The sequence below is a fragment of the Corynebacterium aurimucosum ATCC 700975 genome (assembly GCF_000022905.1).
Lineage (GTDB): Bacteria > Actinomycetota > Actinomycetes > Mycobacteriales > Mycobacteriaceae > Corynebacterium > Corynebacterium aurimucosum_F.
The window spans coordinates 336,592-348,671 of the sequence record NC_012590.1 but is presented as its reverse complement, the minus strand read 5'-3'; the positions used below and the strand labels follow the sequence as shown (position 1 = coordinate 348,671).

Annotated in this window: 14 protein-coding genes; 6 read left to right on the top strand and 8 right to left on the bottom strand. The window is 62.8% G+C overall.

All coding sequences use genetic code 11. The features are described 5' to 3' along the window. The first annotated feature begins 29 nt into the window (after positions 1-29). A complete protein-coding gene (locus CAURI_RS01725; RefSeq protein ID WP_029158964.1) occupies positions 30-869 on the top strand; it encodes an NAD(P)-dependent oxidoreductase in 840 nt (279 codons plus the stop codon). 40 nt (positions 870-909) lie between these two features. Here the strand turns inward: CAURI_RS01725 and CAURI_RS13750 are convergent, their stop codons facing one another. Together CAURI_RS13750 and CAURI_RS13745 are read right to left on the bottom strand one after the other, a co-directional pair. Then, positions 910-1,101, bottom strand: coding sequence for a hypothetical protein (locus CAURI_RS13750; protein WP_012714808.1), 192 nt, complete (start codon positions 1,099-1,101; stop codon positions 910-912). Positions 1,102-1,157: 56 nt separating this feature from the next. After that, positions 1,158-1,295 carry a hypothetical protein gene (locus tag CAURI_RS13745; RefSeq protein WP_010189784.1) on the bottom strand — a complete coding sequence of 46 codons (138 nt, stop codon included), beginning with the start codon at positions 1,293-1,295 and terminating at the stop codon, positions 1,158-1,160. Between the two features lie 218 nt (positions 1,296-1,513). Here CAURI_RS13745 and CAURI_RS01715 point away from each other — a divergent pair, with 218 nt between their 5' ends. The 5 genes from CAURI_RS01715 to CAURI_RS01695 all read left to right on the top strand — a co-directional run bounded on the left by CAURI_RS01715 (position 1,514) and on the right by CAURI_RS01695 (position 5,289). Beyond that, positions 1,514-2,092, top strand: coding sequence for an ABC transporter ATP-binding protein (locus CAURI_RS01715; RefSeq protein ID WP_010189792.1), 579 nt, complete (start codon positions 1,514-1,516; stop codon positions 2,090-2,092). After that, positions 2,092-3,108 (top strand): hypothetical protein, encoded by a 1,017-nt coding sequence (locus CAURI_RS01710; RefSeq protein WP_010189794.1) that lies wholly within the window; start codon positions 2,092-2,094, stop codon positions 3,106-3,108. The genes CAURI_RS01715 and CAURI_RS01710 overlap by 1 nt, the downstream gene beginning before the upstream one ends. 84 nt (positions 3,109-3,192) lie before the next feature. Further along, the gene (locus tag CAURI_RS01705; RefSeq protein WP_010189795.1) at positions 3,193-4,704 is read left to right on the top strand and encodes an ABC-F family ATP-binding cassette domain-containing protein; all 1,512 of its coding nucleotides are present in this window, start codon (positions 3,193-3,195) and stop codon (positions 4,702-4,704) included. A 67-nt stretch (positions 4,705-4,771) separates the two neighbouring features. After that, a complete protein-coding gene (locus CAURI_RS01700) occupies positions 4,772-5,029 on the top strand; it encodes a type II toxin-antitoxin system Phd/YefM family antitoxin (protein ID WP_010189796.1) in 258 nt (85 codons plus the stop codon). A gap of 5 nt (positions 5,030-5,034) precedes the next feature. Further along, a complete protein-coding gene (locus CAURI_RS01695) occupies positions 5,035-5,289 on the top strand; it encodes a Txe/YoeB family addiction module toxin (protein ID WP_010189797.1) in 255 nt (84 codons plus the stop codon). A 194-nt stretch (positions 5,290-5,483) separates the two neighbouring features. Here CAURI_RS01695 and CAURI_RS01690 read toward each other — a convergent pair whose 3' ends face one another. The 6 genes from CAURI_RS01690 to CAURI_RS01665 form a co-directional block, all read right to left on the bottom strand. After that, positions 5,484-6,866, bottom strand: coding sequence for a protoporphyrinogen oxidase (locus tag CAURI_RS01690; RefSeq protein WP_010189798.1), 1,383 nt, complete (start codon positions 6,864-6,866; stop codon positions 5,484-5,486). Continuing rightward, positions 6,867-7,907 (bottom strand): uroporphyrinogen decarboxylase, encoded by a 1,041-nt coding sequence (hemE, locus tag CAURI_RS01685; RefSeq protein WP_010189800.1) that lies wholly within the window; start codon positions 7,905-7,907, stop codon positions 6,867-6,869. Between the two features lie 38 nt (positions 7,908-7,945). Then, entirely contained in the window at positions 7,946-8,443 is a 498-nt protein-coding gene (locus CAURI_RS01680; protein WP_010189802.1) for a hypothetical protein, read from the bottom strand. Further along, positions 8,440-9,153 (bottom strand): choline transporter-like family protein, encoded by a 714-nt coding sequence (locus CAURI_RS01675; protein WP_010189804.1) that lies wholly within the window; start codon positions 9,151-9,153, stop codon positions 8,440-8,442. The genes CAURI_RS01680 and CAURI_RS01675 overlap by 4 nt, the downstream gene beginning before the upstream one ends. A gap of 10 nt (positions 9,154-9,163) precedes the next feature. After that, positions 9,164-10,141, bottom strand: a complete 978-nt coding sequence (hemB, locus tag CAURI_RS01670) for a porphobilinogen synthase (protein WP_010189806.1) — start codon at positions 10,139-10,141, stop codon at positions 9,164-9,166. An 85-nt stretch (positions 10,142-10,226) separates the two neighbouring features. After that, positions 10,227-11,909, bottom strand: a complete 1,683-nt coding sequence (locus tag CAURI_RS01665; RefSeq protein WP_010189809.1) for a bifunctional uroporphyrinogen-III C-methyltransferase/uroporphyrinogen-III synthase — start codon at positions 11,907-11,909, stop codon at positions 10,227-10,229. Between the last annotated feature and the right edge of the window lie 171 nt (positions 11,910-12,080).

Here is a 12,080-nt window from a genome sequence, read left to right as displayed (position 1 = left end):
CTGCCCACAATGATGGCACACTGGGCGGCATGAAGATTGCATTCCTTGGTACTGGCCGTATGGGCACCGAGCTCGCCCGACACCTCCTCAAGAACCATGAGCTCACCGTGTGGAACCGCACCGCCGAGCGCGCGCAGCCGCTGGTCGACGCCGGCGCTGCCCTCGCCGATTCCCCCACCGCCGCCGTGGAGGGCGCAGAGGTCATCATCACCTCGCTCTTTGGGCCCGATGACATCCGTGAGCAAGTCATTGATACCAACCTCATCCCCGAGGGTGTGACCTGGATCGATACCACGACCGTTTCCCCCGAGGCCGCCCGCGAATTCGCCGCAGCGGTCGACTCTTATGTCCACGCGCCCGTCGTTGGCTCGCTTGGCCCGGCGCGCGAAGGCAAGCTCGGCGTCTATGTGGGCACGCCTGACGACGACCGCCGCGAGCTCGCCATGACCATTGCCGAGCTCTGGGCCGACGAGAACAAGCTCATCGGCGTAGAATCCGCCGCCACCGCGGCGATTGGCAAACTCCTGGCCAACCTAGCCCTCGCCGTTACTGCGGAGGGAGTGCTGGAGGCACTGCACCTCGGTGAGTCTGAGGGCCTCGATTCCGAGGTCATCCTCGAGATGCTCGACATCACCGGCCTGGCCTTCATGAAGAACATGAAGGGGCCGTTCATCACCGGCGAGCGCAACACCACTCCGGGTGACTTCACCGTGGATGCCCTGTGCAAGGACGCCAAGCTCATGGAGATGACCGCCAACAAGCCGCTGCCTGCGGTGGCCGCCGCCATCGAACGCTTTGAGGAGCAGCAGGCCATGGGCCACGGCGACCAGGACTTCTCCTCCATCTTCGTCTTCCGCAACAAGGGCTAGCCCCGCACCTAGGTGCTGCGCTTTCCGACGAACTCTCGCTCTACTTCAGCGAAGCAGGCCGAACACGAGCGATAGCTTCGCCGGCGGATAGTGCCCCTGCGGCCACCTCGCGACCCAGCTGGCGCACATGCTCATCAGTAACATCGTGGCCTGCCAAACGTAGTGCAGCATCACTCAGCGCTAGCGGATCCCGCTCAGGGTCTTCATTTTGTACTTGATTCGAATTCAACACACGACTCCTAACGCGACGAAATAGCATTTCTGGCGGCACGATAATTGAAGCAATCCCTATTTAACTTGCGCCTTAGCGATAGCAATTGCTTCCTCGACCGTCATCTCACCTGAAACGACGGCACGGACAAGCGCTTCCTGCTCCGCAGTCATTTCGTGGCCAGCCAACAGAGAAACCCCCTTCGCAAAAGTCACGCTTTCCTCAACGCTCTTCTGTTGACTTGCTGCCCTTGCCAACTACGCCCTCCCCGAATTACCAGCTTTAGTTGCTCTCATTTTAGCAGCTCATAGCACCAATCCCAAGGGTGTTTCCCGCCTCTAGAAGAACGTTCAGGGCGTGCATTTTGCTACACTCAATCAATAAGTTTTAACTATTTTCTAGCCGCACAGTGTAAGGAGATCGCTGCCCAGCAATGCTTTCCATCGACGCCGATTATGGGCATTCCACGCCCCTTGGACATCTTGAGAAGGACTTCGCCCCAGGCCACATTTATGGCCTCGCTGGGCCCAATGGTTCAGGTAAGTCCACGTTGCTCGCAACGCTCGGCGGGGAGCTTGCCCCTCTCGATGGAGCAGTGGAGTGGGACGGACATCCTATCGGCACGAAGGAACAGCCGGGTGCTGTGATTACGGTTGCCGAGCCGGTTTTCCTCCCCGACCTCACCGTTGGCGAGCACCTGGACTTGATGGGGAAGGCGGCAGGGGTGGACGTCGCCAAGCTCTGCGAACTCTGGACGCTTGAGCCTCTCCTTCCGCACCCCGCCTCGCGCCTGTCCTCGGGCCAGCGCCAACGCGTTTTTCTGGCCGCGCAACTATACCAGCCGGCACGTGCAGTGCTTATCGACGAGCCCGAGCGCCACCTCGACACCGCCTGGACCGAGTTTCTCGCCAGCGAATTGCGCTACCTAGCCGACGAGGAGAATCGCTGCATCGTCGTGGCCTCGCATTCCGACACCATCACCCAGGCCTGCGACGAGGTGGTGCAGCTGTGATGCGTACACTGTCCCGGCTAGGTGATGGCATCTGGTATCTCATCCTCGCCGGCATTTTCATCGGCTTCGGTTACACAGTCTGGCAAGAAGTCGGCGCAGTCCTGCCTATCATCCCGGCGCGCATCACGCTGACTGGTATCGCTCCTATTGCCGGCATCGTGGGAGTGCTCGCGCTTATGGTGCTCACCGAGGTTCTCTATCCCCTGCGCGCGCTATCCCGGGAGCGCTGGGTGTACGTTGATCGCCCGCGCGGCTGGCTCCGCGGCACGGACTGGATCACATGGGCGCAGCTGATCGGCTTCGGGGTCTTGGGCCTCGGCATCTGCGTGTCCACCGGGCTATCCCCGTGGTTCGCGCTGGCAGTCCCAGCCCTGCGTTTCGTCGTGGGGTGGCGCTCGTTCACGCTGGCTTCGCTTCTCAGCGCTGGGCGCACGCGCCTGGTCGGTGGATCTGGCCTAGGCCTTCTCGATTCGGAGGTCACCTCTGATGCCATTGCGAGCCAGTCCGCCTGGATTCCTCGTCGCGCCCATGCGCCCTCCACGTTGACGGGTCTCTTCTTCCGTCGTCTGGGACGACGGTGGTACATCGGCGTCGGTGCGCTCGCGGCCCTCGGTTTATCATTGGGGTTCGCCCCACAGCTCGGGGCGCTGGCTATCGTCGGATTCATGTCCGCGTGGAGTCTCGTCGGCGCGGCGGTTGGGCGCGCCGCCTCCTTCGGCCGCGTCAGCGACGATGCATGGCCCGACTGGGGCCTTCCCCTTATCGCTTCTGTGGGCACGGCGCTCCTTGGTGCCGGTGTCCTCCTCTTGGTGTGGAAGCTCTCCGCCATCGCAGTGGCGCTCATCATCGCCGGTCTTAGCTGGGCGTCGTTTAAGCGTTCCCGCCCGGCACAGGTAGACAGCATGTCCATGCTGGACAGCGGCGGCTTCGGCGTCTCCTTCTCCCCCGAGGTGCTGCACTACATTGCCCGCGGCGCTCTCGGCCTTGGCGTGGCGGCCCTTGCGCTGGGGTATTAGCCGGGGCTAGTCTTTCAGGCATGAAGATTCATTCCTAATTCGACGTCACTCTTTTACGCGACTTACTCGAAGGTGGATTTCTTCATGCCTATTTCTTTTTCTCATCTCACCGTCGTCTGGCCCGACGGCACCCCGTGTTTCACGGAACTCACCGGCACGTTTTCTTCCCACTTCATGGGCTTGGTGGGGGCGAATGGCTCCGGAAAATCAACGCTAGCCAAGGTCCTTGCAGGCCTTATTGCCCCGAGTTCGGGAACGGTATCCGCGGGCTCAGTCCTCTATGTCGACCAGGATTTAGGCCTCCACACGTCTGACACCATCGCCGATGTCTTTGGCGCAACAGATGTCCTCAGCGCCATTGCCCGCATTGAGGCTGGCGAATACTCGGAAGAGCTCGCCGCCACTGTTGGTGAGCAGTGGGATTTGGCAGAGCGCATCGAGGGGGCTCTCGACGCTGCGGGTATCCCCTTCCCGCTGGATCGCACTATCGGCACAGTGTCGGGTGGTGAAGCCGTGACAGTGGCGCTGACCGCCGCATTCTTTCGCAAGCCGGATTTCCTCATACTCGACGAGCCCACCAACAACCTGGACTCAGAATCGCGCCAGCGCCTCCTCGAGCTCATTCGCACCGCGCCGATGCCGGTTCTCGTCGTCTCGCACGACCGCGAGCTCCTCGAGCACGCGGATAGCATTGCGGAACTCTACCACGGAACACTGCGCGAATTCGAGGGAAACTACTCCTCCTACCGCGCAGCGATTGATGCTGAGCAGGATTCCGTGCAGGCCAAGGTCAGGGAAACCAAGGCCGAACACCGCAAACAGATCCGCGAGCGCGCCGCCATGCAGACCCGCATTGCCCGCGATGCCCGTCGCGGCAAGAACTTCGCCGCCTCGAAGCGCAAACCCGGCATGGCCATGGGCTTAGACAAGAACCGTTCCGAGCGCTCGGCCGCTGGGCGTTCTCAACAGGCCAACGATGCAGTGGCTGCAGCCCAGTCGGCGCACGACAAGGCACAGCGCGCGCTTCGCGACGACACCCATGTCCACATCGATCTCCCCGGCACTGAGCTGCCCGCGGGCACCCGCGTGTTGGTCAGCGATCTGCTCAGTATTACTGGCCCCGAGCGTGTTCGCCTCGCCGGCCCCAACGGCAGCGGCAAGACCACCTTCCTCAACCGCGTTGCTCAGGGCGACGTCGAGTACGCGCTGCCCTGCGGATACATCCGCCAACGCATCGTCTTGCCCGCGGAGAAGTCGGTGTTCGACATCGTGCGGGAGGCCAACCCCAGCGCGGACCCGCAATTCCTGCGCGACCAGCTGGCGCAAATACTCTTCATCAACGACAAGATCCACCAGCCCGTGGGCCAGCTTTCTGGTGGCGAGTGCTTCCGCGTCGAAATCGCCCGCGTCCTGCTCAGCGACCCGGCACCGCGCTTTCTGCTTCTCGACGAACCGACGAACAACCTCGATATCCCCACCACCGACTGGCTGGTTGAGGTGCTCACGAGCTACCGCGGGGCATTCATCCTAGTCAGCCACGACGAGCACGTATGCGAGCAGCTCAATCTGACGCGCACCGTTCACGTGGCCCCATAAACTGAAACCTCTCTAGCGCTCATCCCCTTTTCGTTGTACAGTTTCTTGTACAAGAAGGGAGTAGCTTATGAAAACCATGTCCTACTCGGAATCGCGAGCAAGATACGCCGAGGTCCTACAGTCAGTCGTTGATGACCGTGAAGAAGTCATCATCACTCGCAGTGGTCATGAGTCTGCAGTCATCGTTTCCTTAGATGACTACAACTCTCTTCGCGAAACCGCTTACCTTCTGCGTTCCCCTCGCAATGCGCAGCGCCTGCTTGACTCCATCGAGAGTCTCAACACCGGGGAAGCAACGGAGCACGAACTCATTGAGGAAGACTAAGCTTCATGATTCTTTCGTGGACAGAGGAAGCGTGGGAGGACTACCTCTGGTGGCAAGCTCACAACAAGAAGATCCTCAAGAGAATCAATAGCCTCATTAAAGACATTGCACGAAACGGCAATGAAGGGATAGGAAAACCCGAACCACTCAAGTTCGAGTTAGCCGGGTTCTGGTCTCGGCGAATTACGGAAGAGCACCGACTGATCTATCGCATTAAGGGCGTGACCATCGAGATTGCTGGGTGCAGATACCACTACTAGCTAGCGTCAACTTCCCGTATCACCTCTGTCTAAAAGGCATCTGACAAAAGGCATCAGTCATAAGGCGTTTTCACGGCCAAAACGCCTTTTATGCTTGGCAAATGGCGTTTTTAGACCCAAAGATGCCTTTTATCAGATGCCTTTTGCGGCGCGCCCTTTGTGTGAGGTGCCAAAAGGCAGGCGCCGACAGCGAGCTAGCTGACGAGTGCCTGCGCGGCAGCACGGGCGCCCGCGATGACGGCGGGCACGCCGACTCCATCGGCCCAGGCGCCGGCGGTGGCGATACCGGGGACGTCGGCAAGCTTGGCGCGGACCGCGGCAACGGTGGCCAGGTGCTTTTCGTCATAGCGGGGGATGCCGCCGAACCAGCGCTGCGTGTAGATCTCCTCCACGCCGGCGGCGCGGCCGTCGAAGCCTGTGATCTTCTGCAGGTCATCGAGGGCATAGTCCACCAGGTCGTCCTCCTCCGCGCGCACGAGGGCATCATCGCCGAAGCGGCCGAAGGAGGCGCGCACGAGGAAGCCCTCGCGCTCGTTCAGGTGCGGCCACTTATTAGAGGAGAGTGTGAAGGCCTTGGCGTGCACGCCGGGCTCATCCGAGGCGACGAGAATGCCGGTGGCCTCCGGAAGGGAGTTGCCCTCCGGATCCGTGGCAGAGGCGAAGTTGAAGCCAACGACCACAGAGGAGGCCAACTGGACAGTGGACAGCTCCTGGGCGGCCTCGGGGGCCACGGCCTTGAGCAGGCGCGCAGTCGTGGGTGCCGGGGTGGCAAAGAGCACGCGGTCGAAGGGACCGATATCCCCCGGCGCGCCCTTGACCTCGAAGGCATCACCCTTGCGCGTCACGCCGGAAACGAAGGTGTCCAGGTGGATCTGCGCACCGGACTTCTCAGCGAGGGCCTCATAAAGCTCGGCATAGCCGCCCTTAAAGGTGCCGAAGACGGAGCCCTCGGCCGGGCTGCGGCCGGACTCGATCTGCTTGATTGCCGCCGACAGTGTGACGGGGCCGTCCTTCGCCAGGGAGTCCAGCGTGGCTGCCAGGTGCGGAACCGTGGCGCGCAGGCCCAGATCATCGGCCGAGCAGGAGTAGACACCACCGAGCAGCGCGGAGACCACGTGGTCCACCACGTCATCGCCGTACTGCTGGCGCACAAGCTGGCCCACGGACACATCCCCACCGATTTCCCACTCGAAGGGCTGCTCGTTGGTGATGCGCTCGTTGGTCGCCTCGGAGAAGAAGTCCTGCGGCTCGGAAGGAATACCCATGACCCCGCCCTGCGGCAGGAAGTGCAGCTCGCCGCCGGTGTACACGCGCGGGCGCAACTCCGGATTGGGCTCCACGAAGGAATCCTGCAGGCCGAGCTCCGTGAAGAAGTCCACAGCGTCCTGGCGGCGGCGGATGAAGGCCTCCGCGCCCATGTCCGTCGGACCGCCGTTGAAGGCCACGGTGTGCAGCTTGCCGCCGATGCGGTCGGCTGCTTCGAAGACGAAGATGTCGTGGGAGCCCTCAGTGTTCTGCTTGATTTCCCATGCCGCGGTGAGGCCCGCGAGGCCCGCACCGATGATCGCGATCTTCATTTAGCCCTCCTCGTGGATGATGGCGACGGCACGGGTAACGGCCTCCGCCTCCGTGGTCGGCAGCACGCCGTGGCCGAGGTTCCAGATGTGTCCACGCAGGTTGCCTGCCGCGCGGGCGGCATCTACTTCTGCCTTGATGGCGCGTACTTCCTTGCGCACCGCGTCCTCGCCGGCGAACAGCAGAGCCGGGTCGAGGTTGCCTTGCAGGATGTCCGCGTTGACGCGGGCTGCGGCGGCATCCATGCTCACGCGGTAATCCACGCCCATGACCTCAGAACCGGCCTCCGACATCGCGCCGAGCAGCTCGCCGGTCCCCACGCCGAAGTGAATGCGCGGCACGCGGCCCTCCGCGACCTTGAGGATCTGCTCCGAATAAGGCAGCACGAACTCGCGGTAATCGCGCTCGTTGAGGTAGCCCGCCCAGGAATCGAAGAGCTGCATCGCGTCGATGCCGGCATCCAGCTGGAGCTCCAGGAAGGAGATGATCGTCGGGGTAAGACGCTCCATGAGGCGGTGCCAGGTATCCGGATCTGAATGCATCAGGGCCTTGGTGCGCTCGTGGTTCTTCGAGGGGCCACCCTCAATGAGGTAGCTGGCCAGAGTGAAGGGCGCACCGACGAAACCGATGAGGGCCTGCTTGTCGGTGAGCTCGTTCAGAATGATCTCAATGCCCTGGCGTACCTCGGGCACATCGACGTCGAGGATAGGCAGGTTGGCCACGTCCTCCTTAGTGCGGACGGGTGCATCCATGACGGGGCCGCGACCGGGGACGATCTCCACACCGACGCCCGCGGCCTTGAGCGGGACAACGATATCGCTGAACAGGATGGCGCCATCAACATCGTGGCGGCGCACCGGCTGCAGGGTAATCTCCGCGAGGAGCTCCGGCATGAAACAGGAATCCAGCATGCTGATTCCCTCGCGCACCTTGCGGTACTCCGGCAAAGAGCGCCCCGCCTGGCGCATGAACCAGACGGGCGGGCGGGAGGGCGTGTGGCCAGTAGCGGCAGCAATCAGCGGCGCATCAGACAGTCGAGACATACCGTCCATTATGAATCAAAAGTTGGAGTAGGCGCCAATCAGGAGTTTTGGGCGCGGCGGGCCTTGATGAAAGCCGTCGAATCCGGGTGAAAGAGGAAGTAGATGGCAACCATGAGCGCCATCGGGATGAGCAACAAGAGCAGCCCGCCCACGCCCGCGATCAGCGCCGCAATGCTGACGAACATGATGTAGGCAGACACCGCGGTGATGATGCGGCGGGCCCATATCGAGCCGCTTGCCAACTGCGCGGAGCACGCCGCAATGACGACGGCACCCACCACGTTGGAGATGGCCGCGAAACGTGTGTTGAAGCGGATATAGTCCACTTGTTCCGGGCTGAGCTGAGTATTTGTCACCGATGTATAGGAACCAAAGAGCCCCACCATCCCGGCGGTGAGCATGACAACTGCGGCAATCACGCAGACCCAATAGGCAATGCGCAGCTGGGAAGGCCAGGTGGAAAAATCCTGCTCCCCCTGCTTCTTGTGGCGGCGTGGGCGGCGGTTATAGTCCGCGGGACCGGGGCGCTCGCTCATCGCTTGCCGCCCTTGCTGTCTTCTTTCTCCCTGTCCTTTTCTTTATTGTCCTTGTTCTTCTTCTCGCGCTCCTCCAGGTTTTCCTGGCGGCGCTGCTCCTCCATCTCCTTGCGCATCTGGCGCAGCTGCTCCATCTCGCCGGTGTACTCGAGTACTTCCTCCTTGGTCGAGAACATCAAGCCCATCACAGCCGCCACGCCGACGAGGATCTGCACGGCACCGTCGAGCAGGAAGAGCCAATCCGGCGCGCTCGCCCCGGCGGGGCTGCTGATGAAGACGATGAGTACGCGGAGGGCAAAGTAGAGAGAGAAGGCGAACCACAGGCGCCGGCCAGTACCGGCTGCCTTGGAGTTCTTGTGGATAAAGCCCAGCATGATGCCCAGCAGCACCACGATGGCGAGTGAAATCAGCGAGCTGAACGCCACCGAGCCATAGCCCACGAGCTGTACGAGGGCATCGCTAACGTCCTGCCCGGACTTCTCCGCTGCGGACTCCGCGGTGGTGCGGGCCTGGGCGAAGAGCTCCTCCCTATTCAACAGGGTCAGCACGATGCTCAGGACTAGGTGCACCACCTCGAATACCAGGGCAACGGTCCACACCTTGAGCATGAGGGAGACAGCTTCGGTGCGCTTGGGCTGCTCCTTTTCCGGCTCCTTGTCCTGCCCCGCCGGTTGCTTAGCCGACGAGGCTGTGTTCGGGCTGAACGTCACGATTCTCCTTTTACTTGAGCAAGCGGGCGGCGTCCGTGGCGAAGTAGGTCAGGATCTGATCCGCGCCCGCGCGCTTGAACGCGGTCAAGGACTCCAGCATAACGGCCTCGCCATCGATCCACCCGTTCTGGGAAGCGGCCTGAATCATCGCGTACTCGCCGGAGACCTGGTAGACAGCTACCGGAACGGAGGAGCGCTCGACAGCACCGGCCAGCACATCGAGGTACGGCAGGCCAGGCTTAACCATGACGATGTCCGCGCCTTCCTCGATGTCCAGATCCACCTCCAGCATGGACTCGCGGAAATTGCGCGGGTCCTGCTGGTAGGTACGGCGGTCGCCCTCCAGGGAGGAGCCCACGGCATCGCGGAAGGGGCCGAAGAAGGCCGAGGCGTACTTGGCCGAGTAGGCCATGATGGCGACATCCTCGTGGCCGGCCTCATCGAGAGCCTCACGGATGGCGGCAATCTGGCCGTCCATCATGCCCGAGGGGCTGACCATGTGCGCACCAGCGCGGGCCTGGGAGCGGGCCATATCCTGGTAGAGCTCCACGGTTTCATCGTTAAGCACGCGGCCCTGGTCATCGATCACACCGCAGTGGCCGTGGGAGGTGAACTCATCGAGGCAGGTATCCGCCATGACGATGAGGTCATCGCCGAATTCTTGGCGCAGCTCCGCGATAGCCACGTTGAGGATGCCCTGCGGGTCCCAGGCCACGGAGCCGGTCGCGTCCTTATCCTCCTCACGGGGCACGCCGAAGAGGTCAACGCAGGTCACGCCCGCATCGAGGGCCTCGTGCGCGGCACGCTTGAGGGAATCCAGGCTGTGCTGCTGCACGCCCGGCATGGAGGGGATGTCACGGGGTTCATTCAGACCGTCGACCACGAACATCGGGAGGATGAGGTCGGAGGGGCGCAGCGACGTTTCCGCAACCAAATCCCGAAAAGCCGGGTTCTGGCGTAGGCGGCGGGGGCGGCGAGCAATGCTCATGAGTAAAAACTCTCCTTTGAGCTACGAGAAAATTGAACTACCTTCCCGACTCTAGTCGCCCCTCACCTGCCCGCCCGGAAGCGGTCTACGCCGTCTTCTTGCGCGAGCGGCGCTTCTTGCGCGGAGCTGGCAGGTTGCCGGCAGCACGCAGGGCCGCAACGTGCTCAGCGAGGGCGTCGACAAGCATCGGCACATCCGCGACCTCCGGGACCACGTCCACGCGCAGGCCCACCTCCTCAGCCGCCGCCTTGGTGGAGGGGCCAATGCAGGCGATGATGGTGCGGGCATGCGGCTTGCCCGCAATGCCGACGAGGTTGCGCACCGTCGACGGCGAGGTAAAGGCAACGGCGTCGAAACCGCCGGTCTTGATCATGTCACGGATCTCCGCCGCCGGCGGGGCCGCGCGCACCGTGCGGTAGGCCACGACATCATCGACTTCCCAGCCCAAATCCAGCAGGCCAGTCACCAGCGCCTCGCCGGCGATATCGGCACGCGGCAGCAGCACACGCCCCACCGCGTCAATATCCTCAACGTAGTTCGGGAAGACCTCCACGAGGCCCTCGGCGTTCTGCTTCGTCGCCGGCGGCAAAAGCTCCGGGACCATGCCTTTGGCGCGAATCGCATCGGCAGTCTTCTGCCCCACCGCGGCTAGGTGCACGCCGGCGAAGTCGCGGGCATCGAGGCCGAGTTCCGCAATCTTCTTCCACACCGCACTCACCGCATTGACGGAGGTGAACACGACCCATTTGTAGCGGCCTTCGACGATGCCCTTGATGGCGCGATCCATCTGCGCCGGATTGCGTGGCGGTTCCACGGAGATGGTGGGCACCGACTGCGGGATAGCGCCGTGGCTAGCCAGACGGGCGCTCATAGCCGCGGCCTGCTCCTTCGTGCGCGGAACCAGCACGCGCCAGCCATAGAGCGAACGGTTCTCCCACCAGGAGTACTTCGAACGATCATCAAAGCTGCGGCCGAGTGTGACCACGAGCTCGCCCGGCAGCTCAGCGTCAAGCTTGCCCAGCGTTCCCAGCGTGGTCTCGTGCGTGCGCTGCAGGCGTGTGGTGCCGTGAACGGTGACATAAGCTTCGGTCTCCGCGGGCATTCCGCGCTCCACCAGCTCGGCGGAGATCACCGGCAGGTCATCTGCCGTGGCCTGCAGGACCAGCGGCTGCGTCGCCGAGGCCAGCGCGTCCCAATCCGCGCCCTCCGTAATATCAGCCTCGGTGTACGTGGCACCCAGCGCGATGCCCGCAAACGATGGAACCGTCGAGGGCAGGGACATGCCCGGGACCACCTGGAACTCCATGCCCGCGCTGGCCACGGCGGTAATCTCCGCCTTGATGGACTCGCGGTTGAGAGGATTTCCGGTGACCAGACGGATCACGTCGTGCCCCTCGGCGCGCTCGAGCGCTGCACGCAGTTGCTTGACGACGTCCCCCTCGACCTCCTCAAACACCGCCGCCGTCGGCGGGGCTGGGCGCGGCGGCTTGCGGCGCGCACCCGCCTCCTTCGCGGCAGCGCAGATGCGCTCGTACTCTTCCTCGGCGGCGTCGAGTAGCTCCTGCGGAACCGGCACCTGCTGCGCCACCATGTCACGCACGCCTTGTGAAACGGCGGCGTCGGTCACAACGTTGGCGGTCGTCTCCAGAACCTCGCGGGCACGAACGGTCAGCAGGTCGGGATTGCCTGGGCCAGCGCCGACGAAAACGACTTTGCCCAGATCAGACTTACCCAGCTCAGGCTGGGTATCCGGCACGGCATTGCTCATAAGGTTCTTTTCTAGTTTGTGGGTTCCGAGTGCCCCGGCGCCGAAGCGTGGCAGGCGCGGGAGTGGAGACAAGAAAGCCCCTCACTCGCGAGTTAAGGGGGCCTAAATCATTGCTCTCAATGATCGTGTGCTAGATACACACTAAAGGAAAAGGCCCCAAAGCAAAAATTA